The organism is Microbacterium marmarense, assembly GCF_037204165.1.
Taxonomy (GTDB): Bacteria; Actinomycetota; Actinomycetes; order Actinomycetales; family Microbacteriaceae; genus Microbacterium; species Microbacterium marmarense.
The window spans coordinates 558,506-576,638 of the sequence record NZ_JBBDGL010000002.1 but is presented as its reverse complement, the minus strand read 5'-3'; the positions used below and the strand labels follow the sequence as shown (position 1 = coordinate 576,638).

Annotated in this window: 18 protein-coding genes, 1 tRNA gene and 1 other RNA gene; 14 read left to right on the top strand and 6 right to left on the bottom strand. The window is 61.6% G+C overall.

Annotated features, from left to right (window positions below):
* Positions 1–44: 44 nt before the first annotated feature.
* From ftsE to smpB, 3 genes are all read left to right on the top strand, one after another.
* Positions 45–1,124, top strand: coding sequence for a cell division ATP-binding protein FtsE (gene ftsE, locus WDU96_RS09205; protein WP_337338186.1), 1,080 nt, complete (start codon positions 45–47; stop codon positions 1,122–1,124).
* A complete protein-coding gene (gene ftsX, locus WDU96_RS09200; RefSeq protein ID WP_337338185.1) occupies positions 1,121–2,035 on the top strand; it encodes a permease-like cell division protein FtsX in 915 nt (304 codons plus the stop codon). Before ftsE ends, ftsX begins: the two co-directional genes overlap by 4 nt.
* 93 nt (positions 2,036–2,128) lie before the next feature.
* The gene (gene smpB / locus WDU96_RS09195; RefSeq protein ID WP_337338184.1) at positions 2,129–2,605 is read left to right on the top strand and encodes an SsrA-binding protein SmpB; all 477 of its coding nucleotides are present in this window, start codon (positions 2,129–2,131) and stop codon (positions 2,603–2,605) included.
* Positions 2,606–2,616: 11 nt separating this feature from the next.
* Here the strand turns inward: smpB and WDU96_RS09190 are convergent, their stop codons facing one another.
* Together WDU96_RS09190 and WDU96_RS09185 are read right to left on the bottom strand one after the other, a co-directional pair.
* Positions 2,617–3,285, bottom strand: a complete 669-nt coding sequence (locus WDU96_RS09190; protein ID WP_337338183.1) for an SIMPL domain-containing protein — start codon at positions 3,283–3,285, stop codon at positions 2,617–2,619.
* A 25-nt stretch (positions 3,286–3,310) separates the two neighbouring features.
* The gene (locus WDU96_RS09185) at positions 3,311–3,913 is read right to left on the bottom strand and encodes a hypothetical protein (protein WP_337338182.1); all 603 of its coding nucleotides are present in this window, start codon (positions 3,911–3,913) and stop codon (positions 3,311–3,313) included.
* Positions 3,914–4,099: 186 nt separating this feature from the next.
* On the opposite strand from WDU96_RS09185, the gene ssrA reads away from it, so the two are divergent.
* Positions 4,100–4,468: a transfer-messenger RNA gene (ssrA, locus tag WDU96_RS09180) on the top strand.
* 59 nt (positions 4,469–4,527) lie between these two features.
* On the opposite strand, the gene WDU96_RS09175 is transcribed toward ssrA, so the two are convergent.
* From WDU96_RS09175 to WDU96_RS09165, 3 genes are all read right to left on the bottom strand, one after another.
* A complete protein-coding gene (locus WDU96_RS09175) occupies positions 4,528–5,853 on the bottom strand; it encodes a flavin monoamine oxidase family protein (protein WP_337338427.1) in 1,326 nt (441 codons plus the stop codon).
* Positions 5,854–5,976: 123 nt separating this feature from the next.
* Positions 5,977–6,579, bottom strand: a complete 603-nt coding sequence (locus tag WDU96_RS09170; protein ID WP_337338181.1) for a hypothetical protein — start codon at positions 6,577–6,579, stop codon at positions 5,977–5,979.
* A gap of 29 nt (positions 6,580–6,608) precedes the next feature.
* A complete protein-coding gene (locus WDU96_RS09165; RefSeq protein WP_337338180.1) occupies positions 6,609–7,436 on the bottom strand; it encodes an inositol monophosphatase family protein in 828 nt (275 codons plus the stop codon).
* 92 nt (positions 7,437–7,528) lie between these two features.
* On the opposite strand from WDU96_RS09165, the gene WDU96_RS09160 reads away from it, so the two are divergent.
* Positions 7,529–7,601, top strand: a tRNA-Lys gene (locus WDU96_RS09160).
* Between the two features lie 81 nt (positions 7,602–7,682).
* On the opposite strand, the gene WDU96_RS09155 is transcribed toward WDU96_RS09160, so the two are convergent.
* Entirely contained in the window at positions 7,683–9,257 is a 1,575-nt protein-coding gene (locus WDU96_RS09155) for a molybdopterin-dependent oxidoreductase (protein WP_337338179.1), read from the bottom strand.
* 230 nt (positions 9,258–9,487) lie between these two features.
* Between WDU96_RS09155 and WDU96_RS09150 the strand changes: the two genes are divergently transcribed.
* Genes WDU96_RS09150 through WDU96_RS09110 form a run of 9 tightly spaced genes read left to right on the top strand, consistent with a single transcriptional unit; the run spans position 9,488 to position 18,127 of the window.
* Positions 9,488–10,687 (top strand): substrate-binding domain-containing protein, encoded by a 1,200-nt coding sequence (locus tag WDU96_RS09150; protein WP_337338178.1) that lies wholly within the window; start codon positions 9,488–9,490, stop codon positions 10,685–10,687.
* A gap of 19 nt (positions 10,688–10,706) precedes the next feature.
* Positions 10,707–11,504, top strand: coding sequence for an ABC transporter ATP-binding protein (locus WDU96_RS09145; RefSeq protein ID WP_337338177.1), 798 nt, complete (start codon positions 10,707–10,709; stop codon positions 11,502–11,504).
* Positions 11,501–12,217, top strand: coding sequence for an ABC transporter ATP-binding protein (locus WDU96_RS09140; RefSeq protein ID WP_337338176.1), 717 nt, complete (start codon positions 11,501–11,503; stop codon positions 12,215–12,217). The genes WDU96_RS09145 and WDU96_RS09140 overlap by 4 nt, the downstream gene beginning before the upstream one ends.
* Entirely contained in the window at positions 12,214–13,089 is an 876-nt protein-coding gene (locus tag WDU96_RS09135) for a branched-chain amino acid ABC transporter permease (protein ID WP_337338175.1), read from the top strand. The genes WDU96_RS09140 and WDU96_RS09135 overlap by 4 nt, the downstream gene beginning before the upstream one ends.
* A complete protein-coding gene (locus WDU96_RS09130) occupies positions 13,086–14,213 on the top strand; it encodes a branched-chain amino acid ABC transporter permease (protein WP_396668158.1) in 1,128 nt (375 codons plus the stop codon). The genes WDU96_RS09135 and WDU96_RS09130 overlap by 4 nt, the downstream gene beginning before the upstream one ends.
* Complete coding sequence (locus WDU96_RS09125) at positions 14,213–15,766, top strand: class I adenylate-forming enzyme family protein (RefSeq protein ID WP_337338174.1); 1,554 nt, start codon at positions 14,213–14,215, stop codon at positions 15,764–15,766. The genes WDU96_RS09130 and WDU96_RS09125 overlap by 1 nt, the downstream gene beginning before the upstream one ends.
* Positions 15,763–16,446, top strand: a complete 684-nt coding sequence (locus tag WDU96_RS09120) for a TetR/AcrR family transcriptional regulator (RefSeq protein WP_337338173.1) — start codon at positions 15,763–15,765, stop codon at positions 16,444–16,446. The genes WDU96_RS09125 and WDU96_RS09120 overlap by 4 nt, the downstream gene beginning before the upstream one ends.
* Positions 16,446–17,198, top strand: coding sequence for a 3-hydroxybutyrate dehydrogenase (locus tag WDU96_RS09115; protein WP_337338172.1), 753 nt, complete (start codon positions 16,446–16,448; stop codon positions 17,196–17,198). The genes WDU96_RS09120 and WDU96_RS09115 overlap by 1 nt, the downstream gene beginning before the upstream one ends.
* On the top strand, positions 17,195–18,127 hold the full coding sequence (locus WDU96_RS09110) for an alpha/beta hydrolase (protein ID WP_337338171.1): 933 nt from the start codon (positions 17,195–17,197) through the stop codon (positions 18,125–18,127). Before WDU96_RS09115 ends, WDU96_RS09110 begins: the two co-directional genes overlap by 4 nt.
* Positions 18,128–18,133: the final 6 nt, after the last annotated feature.

Below are 18,133 nucleotides of genomic sequence, written 5' to 3'. Positions count from 1 at the left end.
TCGCGCAGGCGCTCAGCCACACAGCGGCTTAGGCTCGTTAGGCCATGATCCGGTTCGAGAACGTCACCAAGAAATATCGCGGCACGGCGAAGCCGGCTCTACACAACGTCGACTTCGAAGTGCTCCGCGGCGAGTTCGTCTTTCTCGTCGGCGCGTCCGGTTCGGGAAAGTCCAGCTGCCTGCGACTCATCCTGCGTGAAGATGTCCCTTCGGAGGGGCGAGTTGTGGTGCTCGGTCGCGACTTGAAGACCCTGTCGAACCGCAAGGTGCCTTACTTCCGTCGTCATATCGGCGCCGTGTTCCAGGATTTTCGACTCTTGCCGAACAAGACGGTGTTTCAGAACGTGGCGTTCACGTTGCAAGTGATCGGCTCGTCGCGGGGTTTCATTCAACAGGCGGTGCCCGAGGTGCTTGCCTTGGTGGGGCTGGCAGGCAAGGAGAAGCGCTTTCCGCACGAACTCTCTGGCGGCGAGCAGCAACGCGTCGCGATTGCGCGTGCGTTGGCAAATCGCCCTCAGGTGCTACTCGCTGACGAGCCAACCGGAAACCTCGATCCTGCAACGTCGGTCGACATCATGCAGCTGCTTGCCCGCATCAACGCGGGCGGTACGACCGTTGTGATGGCGACACACGAAGCAGGCTTCGTTGACCAGATGCAACGACGCGTCATCGAGCTGCGCCATGGTGTGATCATGCGCGATGAGCGCCACGGCGGCTACGGCGACAGATCGGGTCTGCCCTCGCTGGCACCGCTGCCCGAAAGGGGAGCGGCAGCAGTGGCTGCGCTCACTGCCGTGCTCGAAGTGCAGCGCGAAGTGGCTGAGGCCGCACTGCTCCAGACTGCGCCCGAGACCGCCGAGCCCAAATCCGCTGGGGACGAAGCCGAACCCATGGCGTCAACGACGCAGCACGCGCAGCCCGAGCCGTCGATCGATGCGGGGGGCACCACGCGTCCGGTCGTCGATGCGGCAGCGCCGGCACAGACTGCGACGGGCCCGATCTCGCTCGCGGATCTTGCCGCCGAGAATGACACCGGCGCGTACGACGTCGCGGAGTTGGGCCTGGCCGACAAGCTCGGTCTTGGCCACGGCGATGACCAGAGCGAAGTGGGGCCGACGTCGTGAGGTTCGGTTTGGTGCTGTCCGAGGCGTTCTCGGGTTTGCGTCGCAACGTATCGATGGTCATCTCGGTCGTTTTGGTTACGTTCGTTTCCTTGACCTTTGTCGGCGTTGCCATGCTGATGCAAATGCAGATCGGCACGATGCGAGACTTCTGGGTCGATCGCGCTCAAGTCGCCATCTACATGTGCACCGATATCTCGCAAGCCTCCACGTGTGCCGATGGTGCTGCCAATCAAGACCAGATCGATGAGGTGCAGAGCACACTCGACGGCGCAGCGCTTTCGAGCCTGATTGGTGACGTGCGCTTCGAAACGCGTGAAGAAGCGTACGACAACGTCATTGAACTGCTCGGCGACGACTACGCGAGCGTGATCGCGCCAGAGCAGATGAACGAGACATTCTGGATCAACCTGATCGATCAGCGTGACTCCGACATCATTCTCGAAGCTTTTACGGGCACCGCTGGGGTCGAAGAAGTGCTGGATCAGCTGCAATATCTAGAGCCGCTATTCTCCGCGCTCACGGTCGCCACCTACATCGCCGTAGGCATCGCAGTTCTGATGCTGGTGGCTGCGGTGTTGCTCATCGCGACCACGATCCGACTCTCCGCCTATGCGCGAAGGCGTGAGCTGGGGATCATGCGGCTCGTCGGCGCATCCAATCGCTTTATTCAGCTCCCGTTCGTTCTTGAAGGGGTTTTTGCCGCGTTGATCGGTTCGATACTGGCGAGTGCTGCCGTGCTTGCTGGTGTGCATTTCGGCGTCAATGAGTACTTGCGCAATCGCATCGATTTCGTGACGACCTGGATACGCATGGAAGACGCCTGGCTGGTCATTCCTGTACTGATCGTGCTCGGTGTCGTGCTGGCAGGGCTATCGGCAGGCTTTGCGATCAGACGCTGGCTTCGCGCGTAGCAGTTCCACTGCGCCGCGAGCCCGCGCTCTTGCTATGCTGGAGGGCTGTCGCGCGGGGGCGCGAAAACAGTTCAACTACGTCAAGGAGTCGGCATGCCCAGGGAACGCGGGGAAAAGGTCATTGCGACCAATCGTCGTGCTCGCCATGACTATGCCATTGAAAAGACGTACGAAGCGGGCATGGTGCTCACCGGCACCGAGGTGAAGTCGCTTCGCCAGGGGCGAGCAAACCTCTCGGACGGCTACGCCTATGTAGACGGCGGCGAGGTCTTTCTCGACGCCGTGCATATTCCCGAGTATTCGCAGGGGCACTGGACGAATCACTCCTCGAAGCGCATTCGCAAGCTCCTGCTGCATAAAGAGGAGATCGTCAAGATCTCGCACGCTGTTTCGGCGGGCGGGTACACGCTGGTGCCGCTGAAGCTCTACTTCTCTGACGGTCGCGCGAAGGTGGAGATCGCCGTTGCGAAGGGCAAGCGTGAATTTGAGAAGCGCCAGACGATTCGCGAGCGCGAAGACAAACGTGAAGCCGAACGGGCGATGCGCGGCCGAAACCGCATGGGCGACTGACGGGGGTTTCGTCAGTTCGCGCTGAAGCGTGCCTCTACGCTCGCTGCTACGACGATGTCAGCGGGTTGCAGGCTGAGACCTTGCCCGCCCGCCATCTGCACGCCATCGAGCGAGGCTGCCATCAGGCGCCCGTCGCCGGGTGGGGGGTCGGCGCTGCTCGTGAGTAGACCCACGTCGGCGATCTCAAGGGGCCTCACGGTGGTGAGCCCGACAGCTTCGGCATATGCAGTTGCGCGCTCAACGGCATGCCGCACAGCCGAAGATGCAACGACTTTCTCGGTCGCGGCGTGCATCTGCGGGGTGAGGCGCCAGTCGATGGTGTGCAATTCGACGCCCTCACGTTCGATGACCGCCGTCGCCCACCATGAGAGAGCCGCGAAATCAGAGAAGACGACGGCAAAATCCACTGATGCGTAGTGCACCGGCGCGAGCCGTTGTCCGTCGCCCGACCAGGGCCGATCTGACCACATCGCGACGCGCTGGCTCGACCACTCGACGAGGGTGTCGTTGGCATCGCGTGCTTCGAGGTCGTCACGCACGGGCTTTGTCAGTGAAGTGATCTTTTCAACGAGGGGGCCGCGTTCTGGCCCCTCGGCACGCACGGAGAGACGCGCTGTTGCGAGTTCAGGCGGGATGCGGGCCTCATGCTCGCCCCTGACAGTGATGACCACATCGCTCATGCTTCGACCATAGCTTTTCCGGCCACTACTGAGCAGCATCCGGGGACTGAATGTACTGCAGATAATCCGCCTGTGGTGCCCAACGAACATCGGAGGCGGTGAACAGATATCCGTCGCCGCCTTCAACGCTGATGAGCACTGTCGCGTCGTTGTGTGAGCGCGTGTAGCCCTGGCTGATCAGATAGTCCTGGGTGCCGCTTTGATCAGCGCTGGGGAGCGGCGCCCACGCGAGATCGATGACGTTGTCGGTGGCGACCTCTGGCCCGTCGCCCCACCTGCAAACGATCTGGTCGGCCGGCGGGCCGTCGGGAAATGCGTCGAACGGCCGGGCACCGATCTGCTCGCCGGTGGTCTCCCACGACACGAATCCGTTCTCAGCCATCATGTCGCGAAAGTCATCGGTAGAGATGGTGTCGCACGTCACCGCTGTCGGTGTCGGAGTGGGTGTCGCGCTGAGGGTCGGGGTGGGTGACTCCGCGGCGAGCCGCGTTTCTGTTGCCATCGCGGAGGCGGTCGGTGATGCTGTGGCAGTGTCATCAGCATTGCCTGCGAAAACGAGAAGGCCGATGACGATGCCAGCGATCACGGCGACGACGGCCACGACTATCCAGATGGTTCGCTTGCTCACTCGCCGAGGCTACCCGATTGTCTGGTCTGCACACGTGAGGTTATGGCGAGAACTCGACGTTGTCTCTGAAGGGGTGTATTCTGAAATGCTTGGATGCTTCGGCAACCATGCGCAGCAGTTCAACCTTGGTAATTCAACAGCGTGACAACGGCCCCTTCGAGAGAAGGACACCTCAATTGAGGTCACGGGGATGATCGGTTTCGACATTGCCTGTGAATCTGCGGGAAGCGGGTCGAGGATGCAGGGTTATCTCGTAAACGATCTCTGCAAAACTATAAGTGCCGATGCAAAGCGCACTGAGTTCGCCCTCGCTGCATAAGCGAGCCTGAACTCCGTTGGACCGTAGGCGTTCCCGCTACGGATCCCAGCGTCATCTAGGGAACTTGCTGCGTGATGGCGTCTGGACGTCACGCGGGACTCTTCCCAGACTGGGCTCGTCTACTTAGGTGTCTGTGACAAAAGTAGGAGCCGAGCAGAACGTTCTCACAGAATGCGCCCGGAGAAGACGCAGTCTTGCAGCAGTGGACGGGGGTTCGATTCCCCCCATCTCCACCAGCCGTTGTCACCAGAGAAGGGGCGAGTTTCAGTACGAAACTCGCCCCTTCTTTTTAACGTCAGCCGCCCCAGACCTCCCGAACAGGTACTTGTGCGCCAAGGATGTTGCACGCGGCGCGGTGTCCGGACGCAAGCGCAGCAGGCACGGTGGCGGGATCATCGGTCCAGGTGGCCTCGCCCGCGAGGTGAAGCACGCCGCCGACGGGAGTTGCGAGATCATCGTGATCTGCCGTCGTCGAGCCAACCCTCATGAAGGCGTAAGAGCCTCGAGCGAAGGGATCATCTTGCCAGTGAGTGATGTGCACGTTCCGTGGTTCGGTGACAGCGTCCGCATAGAGTCGCCGCAATTGATCGAGCACCGATTCGACCACCCGTGCTTCGCTCCAACCACGAATCTCACGTGCGGTGGCGCCGGCAGCGAAAGTTAGCAACGTGGGCTCACCGTGCAACGAGGTGAGGTCGTACCACGAGTGCCATCGGCGGCCCTCGGGGCCCTGCTGGCGAATCGCATAGACATCCGAGTCCCAGAACTTGTGCTCGAAGCGCAAGATGATCTTTTCGAATGCGTTCATCTGCAAGCGCGAAAGCGCCCCAGCGTTTGGCTGTGGCAGCGCCGGTTCTATGGCAAAGTCATCGGACTGCAGCACACCGACGGGCACGGTGATCACTGAGTTGGCCGCTGTAAACGTGCCGTGATCTGTTGAGATGACGACTCCAGCGGCCGACCAATGCACTTTCAACACCACGTGTTTGAGACGCACGTCGAGGCCGTCGGCGAGGTGTTGCGCCAGGCGATCGTAGCCGTCGGGAAACACCACCTCGTCACCTTCGATGTAATCGTCGTCGAGCCCGTGCGCTGCCAGGTCTTCGATCGATGCGCCGTACTGCTCTTCGGAGCGGTGTTCCATGTACTCGCGCACGCGCAGCGCTCGTTCGTCATCCCAGTTCTGTGCGGCGATCGCAGCGTCGGTCACGTCGCGGTAGGAATCATGCGCCGCAGAGCCGGTCACCACCTCTGCGAGCGTGGCGTCAACCGCATGAATGTCCGACGCGAACTGGTGCGCGTCAGCATCTGAAAGCCGCTGCCCCGAGACGCCGTAGTAGGCAATCGGGCGACTGTCTGGCTGGTAGCCGCCGACCGTGAACTCCATTGTCGCCATGTCGAAGGCGGTTGCGGCTGCCGCCACCGGCTCGTCGACGGTTCCATGAATCCATGAGGCGCCGAGGTCGGTGATGAGCCCATCGCGTCGATCGGTCCAGACGCGTCCGCCGACACGGTCGCGAGCTTCAAGCACGACGACTCGCTTGCCGGCGCCGGTGAGAAGCCCCCCGGCGGTCAGTCCTGCAACCCCGGCACCCACCACGATCGTGTCGACGCTCTGCATGCTCACCTCTCATCTCGCCACGGATATCGCCCGCAACAATCTGACGCTAGCGCCCGTGGGGGCCGTGCACGAGGGATTTCTGCTGAATAGAAGCGATGCGCTGCCTTCGGCACAGGTTGCCGACTAGGACTCGCTCTTTGGCCATTCGATGAGCAGCAGGCCCTGCTTCGTGTCAGAGAGAATGACGATGCCGTCGGTGAACAGATACGTGACGCCATAGCCGTCTACCGGCGCGAACGCTGTCTCTGGGTTCTCGGTGATGTAGATGCCCTCGGGTGCTTCTTCGCGCACCCAGCCCTCCTGCACGAGCGCGGCCTGGCCTGCAGCGGCGTCTTCGTCTGCGATCTGCGCCCAGCCGAACTTCTGCAGTTGGTCGCTCTGGGCACCCGAATAGTCCGCCCAAATGCACTGCACGCCATCTTCTACCTCGATATTGCCGAGGTAGAACGTCTCTGCTTTCGGCGTCCATCCGATGCTCATGAAGTCATCAGCGACGTTCTCACCGATCATCTCTTCACAGGTGGGAGTGACAAGCACCACGGGCACCTCGGGTTCCGCGGTGCTGTCCGCGTCAACTTCGCCGGCGGTCGGAGTTGCTCCGGAACTGGCTTCAGCGCTTGGGGTGCTCTCGGCGGCGTCGTCGGCTGACGCGCAACCTGTGGCGAGCATGGCGGTTGTGAGGGCGAGGGCGGTGATCGCGCCGAAGCGATTACGGGACGTGAACATGAGGCGGTCTCCGGGGGAGGGGATCGTGGTCAAGAACGGTGGAGCAACATCAGGTAGTCGTCGTGCAGAACACCGTTGGTGGCAAGTGACGATCGCTCGCCAAGCGAGTCGTTGCCCGTGAACGATGTAAAGCGTCCACCAGCTTCGAGAATGATCGGAACATGCGACGCGATGTCGTACTCCTTCACTCCGAATTCCGCCACAAACTCCAACCGGCCTTCAGCGAGCAACATATAGGGCCATGCGTCGCCGTACCCACGATCACGCCACACCGCAGAGGTGAGACGCTCGAGGGCAGGCAACTCATCAGCATCCCGCCACTGCTCGATGCTCTGAAAGCTAACACTCGACTCTGCGAGCGAGTTGATAGCCGAAACTGCTAAGCGCCGGATGCTGCCGCTGGGCGTGTTGGTCCACGATCCTAAGCCTGTCGCGCCCCACCATCGCCGACCGATGCTGGGTTGGCTCACGATCCCGACGCGCGGTATTCCATCGATGGCGAGCGCGATCAGTGTCGACCACATCGGAATGCCTTTGAGATAGTTCGCGGTGCCATCGATCGGGTCGATGATCCACTGGCGCGCTGAGTCGCCGGTCACGCCGAACTCTTCACCGAAAATGCCGTCGCTGGGGCGTTCCGCCTCGATGAGATCGCGGATCACGCGTTCGGTGGCGAGGTCAGCTTCGGTGACATGAGTCGCGTCGGCTTTCTTGCTGACCTCGAGATCCTCCGAATCGAAGCGGCTCATGGATGCTGAATCGGCCGCGTCAGCAATGCGCAGGGCGAGTTCGAGGTCGTTAGTCAGATCGCCGTCGAACGGCTCTGCGAAGCGCGAAGGCGCGGCGGGGGAGGTCACGTTCCAAGATTACTGGGCGTTTGCTGGCTCGATTTCCGTGCCGCCCTATCGTGATGCTAATGTTGACCCTCGGTTCGGAAAGTTCGAATCACGCACCTCTAGCTCAATCGGCAGAGCAACTGACTCTTAATCAGTGGGTTCTCGGTTCAAGTCCGAGGGGGTGCACGAGAATAGCCCTTTGACCTCTCGCCAGGTCGCGGGGCTATTTTTGCGTCTACACGCTTTTGCAGTCGAGCTGGATCGCCATCACGACACGGTGACGAGCGTGCGCTGCCATCCTGCCGATCCGTCAGGCGCGATCGGAGCGCGCTCCTCGACTTGCAGATCGCCGTTCTTATTCACAGCGCGAACCGAGACGTAGTGGGTGCCGGGTTCAGCATCCCAATCCAAATACCACTGCACCCAGGTGTCGTTGTTGATGGGCTCCGAGGTGGTCGCGTTCTGCCAGTCGCCGTCGTCGATCTTCACCTCGACCCGCTCGATGCCCACGGTCTGTGCCCACGCCATGCCGGCGATCGCTGTGCGTCCGGCGGTGATCGGAGTGCCTGGGCGTGGCGTGTCGATGCGCGAAGAGAATTTGATCGGCGCTTTCGCGCTGTAGCCGCGCGGCGTCCAGTACGCCTCGTCTTCGGCGAAGGTCGTCACCTTCAGCTCAGTCAGCCACTTCGTCGCAGATACGTAGCCGTACAGTCCGGGCACGACCATGCGCACCGGAAAACCATGTTCGAGCGGCAACGGTTCGCCGTTCATGCCTACGGCGAGAATGGCGTCGAGACCATCGTCGGTGAGCGATTCCAAGGGTGTCGACGCGGTGTATCCATCGACGCTTCGGGAGAGCACCATATCTGCACCCGACTTCACCCCGGCCTTTCTCAACACGTCGCGCACCGGGACTCCCAGCCAGATCGCGTTGCCAAGAAGATCTCCGCCTACTTCATTCGATACGCAGGTGAGCGTGATCGCGAACTCGTCGAGTCCCATTGCAGTCAGATCGTCGAAGCTGAGTTCAACGTCTTCGTCGACCATTCCTGTGATCTTCAGACGCCAGCTTGCTGGATCGATCGAGGGCACCGTGAGCGCGGTGTCGACGCGGTAAAAGTCTTCATTCGAAGTGACGAGCGACGAAACGCCCTCGATGTCGAGTTCCGCACCAGCTGGAATAGAGACAGTGCTTCTCGGCGCGGGGAGTTTCAGAGCTTTACGCACCGAGTCAATCGACGAAGTGGCAACGTTTACGACGCGAGCACCGACACCGACCAACACGGCTGAGGCGCCTGCGATCGCCGACACCGCGAAGAAAGTGCGCCGGTCGACGTTCTTAGCCGAATCGTTTTGATCGGCCGAGCCGTTCGCTTCGAGGTCGACGGCAGCCCAGCGGCGCAAACGCACGATCAGAAACCACAGCAAGAGGCAGCTCGCGACAGTGCCAGCGACGGCCGGAATAGCCGAGATCGCGCTGGCCCCGGCGCGCGTCACGATCGCGGCGACCGACAGTACCCCAGCGATGACAAGGGCGATGACGCCGAGCGGCGGTTTGAGAAACTGCAGCACACCGGCGATCGCCGAAGCGATGAGCACCGCAAGGCCGAGGCCCACGAGCAGTGCGATCTTGTCGTACTCCCCGAATGTGGCGATCGCGAACTCTTTGAAGGGCTGCGGCACGATGTCGATCACGAATCCACCCACCGCGAGTATCGGACTGCCGTTTCGGTCAGTGATCAGCGCGAGTGCCTCGGCTACGGCGAGAAAGACAGCTGCGCTGACGACTCCTGCCAGCGCGCTCCAGAGCCAGAACACGGCACGTGTTGTCGTCTTCGCCATTGCCTGGCCTCCAATCGCCAGGGTCTCCCAGCCTCAGGGGTTGTTCGGTTCGAAACGACAATCGGATTGGTTCTCGACTCGCAGCGTGAGGTGTTGCCTGTGTCGCGATTGCATAACGCTGAGGCAGAACCGCCTGTGCGCGCTTGACCCGGGCGCTGGCCGAACCTAGTATTGCCGGTACCTGAATCAGGTTTCAGGTTATTCGCACTTCAATGGTGAAAGGCACGCAAATGAGCGTTACGAAAAAGTTGCTCCTAGGCTCCGTGGTCGCCACGGCCGCAATCGCTCTGGCGGCCTGCGCGCCACAGGCGACGACCGACAGCGACACAACCGATGCCGCAGAGGCCTCCGAGGTCACGGTCGGCATTGTGACCAGCGAGAGCGGCGCACTCGCTACCTACGGCACACAGTATCTGGACGGCTTCAACGCCGGTCTTGACTATGCGACCGATGGCACCGGCATGGTCGGCGACACGACGATCAACGTCGAGTACCGCGACGATGCTGGCGATCCCGATAAAGCTGTCACCGCGGTGAAAGAGCTCATCGGAGAGGGAGTGAACATCATCGCCGGTACGGCATCGAGTGGCGTCGCTCTGGCCGTTGCTGAACAAGCTTCGCAGAACCAGGTGCTCTACATCTCGGGCCCGGCAGCTGCCGACGCCATCACGGGCATCAACGACTACACCTTCCGCTCTGGCCGCCAGAGCGCGCAGGATGTGGCGACGGCAGGAACGTTCCTCGACGACATCGACGGAAGGACTGTCACAGTCTTCGCGCAAGACAGCGCTTTCGGCCAGGGAAACCTCGCCGCGGTCGAGCAGATCCTCGGTGCGCAAGGGGCGAGCGTCGAGTCAGTGCTCGTTGCCGAAGATGTGACGGAGTTCACACCCTTCGCGCAGCAGGTTCTTGCCAGCTCGCCCGACCTGGTATTCGTCGCATGGGCGGGTGCTACCTCCGGCGCAATGTGGCAGGCCATGAGCCAGCAGGGTGTTCTCGACGAGGTGCCCGTGGTTACGGGTCTCGGCGACCTCGCCACATTCGGTGCGTACGGCGAAGCGTCCGAGCAGATCAGCTTTCTCAATCACTACTTCGCCGGTGCCAATGACAACGACGTGAACACAGCGATGATTGAGGCGATCGAAGCGGACGGCGGTACTCCCGACCTCTTCAGCCCCGATGGATTCAACGCGGCGATCATGATCGTGCAAGCCATCGCAGAGGGCCAGGACGACGTCGACGCGATGATCGCAGCACTCGAGGGCTTCTCATTCGAAGGGCCCAAGGGCACGATGACGGTGCGAGAAAGCGACCACGCCCTGATCCAGGAGATGTATCAGGTGCGACTCGTCGCTGACGGCGACGGATACGTCGCCGAGCTGGTTGACACCGCCGCCGCAGACGCAGTCGCGCCTGCTGAAGCCCAGTGATCGGGAGCGCTTCAAGAAGATGAGCACCCCAGTTCCGTCCGAGCGAACTTCGGATAACCCGCCCCGAGGGGCAGCCCTCACCGTCGAGAAACTCGGACTGCAGATCGGCGGTGCGACGATCTTGAAAGACGTCGACATCGACGTGTCAGCAGGGTCGATCGTGGGTGTGATCGGGCCGAACGGTGCCGGAAAAACCACATTCTTCAACGTGGTTTCTGGGCTGATGAAGCCAACGGCGGGACGCCTGCTCGTTGATGGCCACGACGTCACGAAGACTTCGGTGCCAGCACGTGCACGGGCGGGACTGGGGCGCACTTTTCAAACATCGAGTAACTTTCCGCGACTATCGGTGCTCGAGAACGTGCGGCTCGCGGCCCAGGTTTCTCTGGGCGGGTCGACGTCTCTGCTGCGTTTTCCCAAGCGGTCGGATGCTGCGACCGAGCTCGCCCTCGACAAGCTTGCAGCGGTCGGGCTCACCCACATGCAGAATTCCGCGGCGGGAGACATCTCGCATGGCGACAAGCGCAAGCTCGAAATCGCAGTGCTGCTAGCGACTGACGCCAACCTCGTGCTGCTGGATGAGCCGATGGCCGGAGTCGCGTCGGGAGATGTAAAAGGGCTCGTGGAAAACATTCGAGAAATGCAGCATCAGAAAGGTTGCACCGTGCTGATGGTGGAACACCACATCGACGTGCTGATGGACCTTGTGGACAAGGTCGCGGTGATGTACTTCGGCAGCATCATCGCCTATGACACCCCCCAGAATGTGATGGATAACCCTCTCGTGCAGAAGGCATATCTGGGGACAGCCGCATGAGCGCCTCGACGCCTATTCTGCAGGTGAGCCAGCTGCGGTGCTCGATCGGCGGACAGCAGGTCGTCGAAGATGTCACTTTCGACGTTCCCGCGACCGGCATCACCGCGGTATTGGGTCGCAATGGCGTGGGTAAGACATCCACGTTGCGCGGCATTCTCGGACTCATTCATCGCCGGGGTGAGGTGGTGCTCGCGGGCGAGCGCATCAGCGGACTCGCCACCCACCGCATCGTGCAGCGCGGAGTGGGTTATGTGCCCGAAGACCGTGAGATCTTCTCGAAGCTCACCGTTGCTGAAAACCTCGCTCTCGCAGAACGCCAGCGCGCGCCGCGACGAGAGTTCGTTGCAGAGCTGTTTCCAGACCTCGTTGAACGGCGTGATCAGCTGGCTGGCACGCTTTCAGGCGGCCAGCAGCAGATGGTGTCGGTCGCCCGTGCGCTGCTGAACGACAATCAGCTGCTCCTCGTTGATGAACCTACGAAAGGTTTGGCTCCGATGATCGTTGGCGAAGTCGCCGACGCCTTGCTCGAAGCATCCAAAGTGGTTCCCATCCTGCTCGTGGAACAGAATCTCGAAGTGGTGAAGCAACTGGCCGACGGTGCCATTGTGATCGGTGGCGGCCGTGTCGTCCACACCGGCAATGCGCGAGAGATCCTTGCCGACCAAGAACTCACCCGTCGGTTGCTGGGAGTCCACACGGAGGCGCACGCATGAGCACCCTCATCCTTACTCTCATCACTGGCGTTGGGCTAGGCGCACTATATTTTCTCGTCGCGAGCGGGCTGAGCCTCATCTACGGGTTGATGCACGTGCTGAACTTCGCGCATGGTGCGTTTCTCACGTTGAGCGCCTTCGTCGGCTGGATGGTCGCGCAGGCGCTCGGCACCGAGTCGTGGTGGTCATTTCTCGTCTCGATAGCGGTCGGGGCGGTGGTGGGCGCGATCTTCGCCGCGCTGACCGAACTTGTGCTGATACGTCCGCTCTATGAGCGCCATATTGAACAGGTCTTGGTAACCGTGGGATTGTCGTTTGCCGCGGTCGCACTGTTCGAAGGCATTTGGGGAACAGATGCCATTCACATCTCGGGGCCGCCGTGGCTCAAGCAGACCACCGACGTACTCGGGGCCCGCATTCCGAACACCTACTGGGTACTCATGATTGCCGCGATCCTGGTGCTTCTCGCGCTAGTGATCTTCTTGAAGAAGACGAGGTACGGCATGATCATTCGCGCGGGCGTTGAGAACCGCAGCATGGTGACAGCGCTCGGCATCGACGTGCGCAAATCGTTCACGCTCGTGTTCGCGATCGGAGGTGCGGCAGCCGGCATCGGCGGGGTGCTGGCGATGCACTACTCCACGTTTGTGTCTGCACATCTTGGATCGACGTTGCTCATCTTCGCCTTCATCGTCACCGTGGTGGGCGGGCTCGGCTCACTCACCGGTGCCGCCGTGGCGTCTGTGCTCGTCGCAGTGCTGCAGCAGTTCGCGAACTTCTATCTCGGGGGAACGGGCGACTTCATCGTCGTCATCTTGCTGGCGGCCGTGCTTTTGCTGCGACCGGCCGGACTGCTGGGAAAGAAGGCATGACGATGAACAACACTGCTTCGCGATCCCTTCGCCGGTACGCGCCTATTGGCGTGGGAATCGTGCTGATCGGATTCATGGCATTGCTCCCAATGCTCAACCTGTCGCTTCCCGGAATCTTGCCCACCCCGACGTACTTGCCGGGAACTCTTGCCTTGCTCTCACTCTGCATGGTGTTCGCTGCACTGGCGCTGTCGTACAACTTGCTGTTGGGCAGTGGCGGGATGCTGTCGTTTGGCCACGCGCTCTATTTCGGTGCTGGCGCCTATGGCCTGGGTGTCGCCCTCGAGCACTTCGGTGTGCCGCTGTGGCCTGGCATCTTCATTGCGCTCATCGGTGGCATGGTCATCGCTCTCGTGACCGGTGCCGTCTCAATGCGGGTGTCGGGCATTCCGTTCGCGATGGTCACGCTCGCCTTCGCGCAAGCAGGCTCGGTTCTCGTGCGCCGCAACTCCCAGATCACCGGCGGTGAGGAAGGGCTCAGCTTGAATACCGAGTTGGTGCCTGATTTCCTCATCGGTGTCGTGAATACCCGCAATCTCTATTGGTTCACTCTCGCGGTTCTCGTCGTGGTGTACCTCGTCACGCTGTGGGTCGATACTTCGCGGCTGGGGCACCTCGCGCGAGCCACTCGAGAGAATGAGCAGCGCGTTCGGGTGCTGGGACTGAGCCCGTACCGAGTCAGACTGCTCATCTTCGTCATCGCCGCCGGGCTCGCGAGCCTCGCAGGCGTCGCGTACATGCTGCTCCAGTCAGGCACGGTGCCGCGGGCCGTCTCGGCAGACTTCACGATCACCGTTCTCGTCATGGTTGTGCTCGGCGGTGTTGGCTTCCGCTGGGGCGCCATTCTTGGCGGCGTGCTCTACACCTTGCTCGATCAGCGACTCACCGTGCTGGCCGGTTCGGACGCTATTGCCTCGCTGCCGGATGTGCTGCGGGTACCGTTGTCAGAGCCGCTGTTCATTCTGGGCGCGCTATTCATCTTGGTGGTGATGTTCTTGCCCGGTGGTATTGCAGGCACTGTTGACGCAGCGGTGCGACGTCGCAAGGGTGACCGCGTGCGCGACTCACTGCATCGCCTCGATGACGCAGACGATGAACTCGAGACCTCGGCGCAGGTGCGCTGATGAGCTGGACGGCCGAGATCGACGACGGCGCCCACACGATCGGAAGGTGGCTGATCGATCGCGCCAGCAGGTCACCGCGGCGCGCGGCGATCGACGACAGGGGAGTGATCACCGACTATCAGACGCTCGCACGACGAGCAGGCGATTTGGCAACCAAGCTTCGGGAGAGCGGATACGGTTCGGGTCACAGGATTGCGACCGTATCGGGAAACTCGACCGACCAAGTTGTCGTCTTCTTCGCGTGCGCACTCGCGGGAGTCGCGCTGGTGCCGTTATCGTGGCGCCTCACGCCACGCGAGCTTTCAGACGTGATGCTTCGCTCGGCGCCGACGCTCGTGCTCATTGATGACGAACATGCGGCTCTGGCGCGAGAGGCGCTTCAAGCGCTACGTGAACAACCTGCTGCCGCAGAGATGGGTACGACAGGAATTGAGCGAGAGGTGCCGATGGCGTCGCAGCCTGTTGCGCACCGTCCTGTTCATGACGATGATCCGTTGCTCGTGATTTTTACATCTGGCACGGAATCTTCGCCCAAGGGCGTCGTGCTCACTCACGCAAACTGCTTCTGGAACAACCTCGCGCTCGCGCAAGCGCTGCCGCTAACGCACGACGACGTGGTGCTGGCTGTGCTGCCGCAGTTTCATATCGCGGCGTGGAATTGCCAGCCGCTGTTGGCCTGGTGGGTCGGCGCTACCGTCGTTCTCGAAAGATCGTTCCAGCCGTCGCGAGCGCTCAGCCTCATCGAGGAGCGGGGCGTCACGGCGATGATGGGTGTTCCGACGCTCTACTCGCTGATGGTCGCTGATAGCCAATGGGAACACGCGAACCTTTCGTCGCTCAGATTAGCGCTGGTAGGAGGCTCCACGATGCCCACCTCGCTTCAGCAGGTGTGGACTGATCGAGGCATTCCGCTCACCCAGGGGTATGGCCTGACCGAGGCCTCGCCGAATGTCCTCCACCTGTCCGCCGCCGAATCGAATGCACATCGCGGTGCCGTGGGTCGGCCCTATCCACATGTGTCCGTGCTTCTGGTAGACGTAGATTCGGGCCTCGCGCTCGACGGTGAAGCGACGGGTGAATTGTGGGTGCGGGGTCCGAGCATCTTTGCGGGATACCTTGGCGATGCGGAGGCTACAGAGCGCGCGACAACCGATGGGTGGTTGCGCACGGGCGACCTCGTTGCGCGCGACGGCGAAGGCGTCTTTCGCGTGGTCGACCGGCTTAAAGACATCTTCATTTCGGGCGGAGAGAACGTCGCGCCGAGCGAGGTTGAGTATGCCCTCACGCTGCATCCACTGATCGAGGACGCCGCGGTGATTGGCGTCGCCGATGCGGTCTGGGGTGAACGTGGAGTCGCGTTCGTCGTACCCGTCGCGGGCGCCACTCTGTCGGCCGACGAGGTGCTCGCGCACGCCCGCAGCAACCTCGCTTCGTTCAAGGTGCCCGTTCGAGTAGACATCGTGAGTGATCTTCCGCGCACGGCTATTGAAAAACTTGCGCGTTCTCGTCTGCGCGATGCCGCGACCGAACTGAGTGAGAGGGCACAGTCATGACGGCGTACGGCGAGCTTGCTGATGACACCAGCGAATTGGTCTCGTCGGTTACCGGTCGGCCACTGACCAAACGAGGTGAGGCGACGCGCAGAAAGCTTCTCGAGGCTGCAGAGGAAGTGTTCGCTGACCAGGGCTACCACGAGGCATCCATCGTCAAGATCACCGACCGTGCAGGCATCGGACTCGGCACGTTCTACCTGTATTTCGACAGCAAACAGACCATCTTCGAAGCCCTGGTGATCGATCTCAACAGGCGTGTGCGCCAGGCAATGTCTGAAGCGATGGTCGACACCCAGAGTCGGCTCGAGGCCGAGCGGGCAGGTTTTGCTGGATTCTTTCGTTTCACAGCGGAACACCCCGCGCTTTACCGGGTCGTTCGCGAAGCCGAGTTCGTTTCTCCGGCGGTCCTCCGTCTGCACTACACGCGCATCGTCGAAGGCTACGAAGAGGGTCTGCGGGCTGCCCAGCTCACCGGGGATGTCGATCGTCAGCTCGACCCCGAGACCACCGCCTGGGCCCTGATGGGTATGGGGGAGCTGATCGGCATGCGGTTCTTGCTGTGGGAGACAGACGAGCAGGGTCGACCGCCGGCGACTCTTGCCCCGAAGGTCTTCGACGGCATGGCTCGATTCATCGACAATGCTCTGGCACCTCGACCCGAGAACGAAGGAGGTCATTGATGGCCGACGAAGACCTGCGCGGACGCCGCGCCCTTGTGACAGGGGGAGCGAGCGGAATCGGGCTTGCCTGTGCACACTCGTTCGCGGCGCGCGGCGCCCATGTGATCATCGCTGATCGCGACGCGGATGCAGCGTCGATGGCGGCACGGGCGGTGAATGGCGAAGCGTGGGTTGTTGATCTCTCAGAGACGGCCGAGGTGCAGAATGCCGCTGTCGACGTCGACATCCTTGTGAACAATGCCGGCATTCAGCGCGTGAGCCCCCTAGTCGACTTCGACCCCGACGCGTTTCGACTCATGCAGCGGCTCATGGTCGAGTCGCCCTTCTTGCTGGTTCGGGCGGCGCTGCCGGGAATGTATGAGCGCGGTTGGGGGCGCATCGTCAATATCTCAAGTGTTCACGGACTACGCGCCAGCGCGTTCAAGTCGGCCTACGTGGTGGCCAAGCATGCCCTTGAAGGTCTATCGAAGGTGACGGCATTGGAAGGAGCACCCTACGGGGTGACCAGCAACTGCGTGAATCCTGCCTACGTGCGCACGCCTCTGGTGGAAAAGCAGATCGCTGATCAGGCCAAAGTTCATGGCATCGACGAGACTGAGGTCATCGAGAAGATCATGCTGACCGAAATGGCAGTGAAGCGGCTCGTTGAAGTCGATGAGGTCGCCTCCCTGGTGACCTGGTTGGCATCGGATCATGCTGGCATGGTGACAGGTTCTTCCTACGCCATGGATGGCGGGTGGACGGCCCGATGAACACTCATCAATACCGCACGATTGACATTGACGTTGACGGCGGAAAACTTCGCGTCGCGGTGTGGGAACCGCTCGACAGCACACAACTCGAGGGCGATCCGCCTGTGAGCGATGTCGTCCTTATCCATGGAGTGACGGCGTCACACCTGGCGTGGCCATTCGTGGTCGATCTATTGCCGGGAGTGCGTGTGATCGCTCCCGACCTTCGCGGTCGGGGCGCGAGTAACTCGCTCGTCGGCGCTGCGGGCATGAAAGCGCACGCGAGCGATCTGGAAGCCACGCTGGATGCTCTGCACATCGATCAGGCTCTCGTTGTCGGTCATTCGATGGGTGGTTTTGTCGCAGTCACGTTCGCCCATCTGCATCCCGATCGCGTTTCTCGGCTTGTTCTCGTCGATGGTGGTTTGCCTCTCGACGTTCCCGTCGGGATGGACACCGACGAAATGGTCGCGTCGATACTCGGCCCGACTGCGGCGCGGTTGTCGATGCGGTTCGCTACCACTGCTGAATACTTCGACTTCTGGCGTCGGCACCCGGCGTTCACCGATGCATGGACCCCTGAACTCGAGGCGTATCTCGAATACGATCTGGTCGCCGACGGTGGTGGCAGGCTGCGTCCGGCGACAAGCTACGAGACGACGGCGGATGACACCGTCGATATGAACATCGGCAACGCGCTTTCTGACGCGATTGCACAGCTGTCTCACCCCACCCGTCTGCTCACTGTTGAGCTGGGACTGCAGAACGAGCCTCCCGGTCTCTACGCACCCGAGCACCTCGCGCGCGTGTTGCAGAATCTGCCCGCGGTACAGCATGAGCGACTGAAAGAGTTCAACCACTACACGATCGTGATGTCTCCCGGTGGTGCAGCCCGCGTCGCTGCCGTGGTGCAACAGGAGCTCTCGGTGCAGATGGATGCGGCCAGGTAGCGCCGC

What these genes read in the sequence shown, in the direction of transcription:
- ftsE (WP_337338186.1), top strand. Translation starts at nt 45, where the DNA reads ATGATCCGGTTCGAGAACGTCACCAAGAAATATCGCGGCACGGCGAAG.
- WDU96_RS09155 (WP_337338179.1), bottom strand. Translation starts at nt 9,257, where the DNA reads ATGGCGAAGACGACAACACGTGCCGTGTTCTGGCTCTGGAGCGCGCTG.
- WDU96_RS09175 (WP_337338427.1), bottom strand. Translation starts at nt 5,853, where the DNA reads ATGCAGAGCGTCGACACGATCGTGGTGGGTGCCGGGGTTGCAGGACTG.
- WDU96_RS09145 (WP_337338177.1), top strand. Translation starts at nt 10,707, where the DNA reads ATGAGCACCCCAGTTCCGTCCGAGCGAACTTCGGATAACCCGCCCCGA.
- WDU96_RS09110 (WP_337338171.1), top strand. Translation starts at nt 17,195, where the DNA reads ATGAACACTCATCAATACCGCACGATTGACATTGACGTTGACGGCGGA.
- WDU96_RS09170 (WP_337338181.1), bottom strand. Translation starts at nt 6,579, where the DNA reads ATGTTCACGTCCCGTAATCGCTTCGGCGCGATCACCGCCCTCGCCCTC.
- WDU96_RS09150 (WP_337338178.1), top strand. Translation starts at nt 9,488, where the DNA reads ATGAGCGTTACGAAAAAGTTGCTCCTAGGCTCCGTGGTCGCCACGGCC.
- WDU96_RS09115 (WP_337338172.1), top strand. Translation starts at nt 16,446, where the DNA reads ATGGCCGACGAAGACCTGCGCGGACGCCGCGCCCTTGTGACAGGGGGA.
- WDU96_RS09125 (WP_337338174.1), top strand. Translation starts at nt 14,213, where the DNA reads ATGAGCTGGACGGCCGAGATCGACGACGGCGCCCACACGATCGGAAGG.
- WDU96_RS09120 (WP_337338173.1), top strand. Translation starts at nt 15,763, where the DNA reads ATGACGGCGTACGGCGAGCTTGCTGATGACACCAGCGAATTGGTCTCG.
- WDU96_RS09130 (WP_396668158.1), top strand. Translation starts at nt 13,086, where the DNA reads ATGACGATGAACAACACTGCTTCGCGATCCCTTCGCCGGTACGCGCCT.
- WDU96_RS09190 (WP_337338183.1), bottom strand. Translation starts at nt 3,285, where the DNA reads ATGAGCGATGTGGTCATCACTGTCAGGGGCGAGCATGAGGCCCGCATC.
- smpB (WP_337338184.1), top strand. Translation starts at nt 2,129, where the DNA reads ATGCCCAGGGAACGCGGGGAAAAGGTCATTGCGACCAATCGTCGTGCT.
- WDU96_RS09135 (WP_337338175.1), top strand. Translation starts at nt 12,214, where the DNA reads ATGAGCACCCTCATCCTTACTCTCATCACTGGCGTTGGGCTAGGCGCA.
- WDU96_RS09140 (WP_337338176.1), top strand. Translation starts at nt 11,501, where the DNA reads ATGAGCGCCTCGACGCCTATTCTGCAGGTGAGCCAGCTGCGGTGCTCG.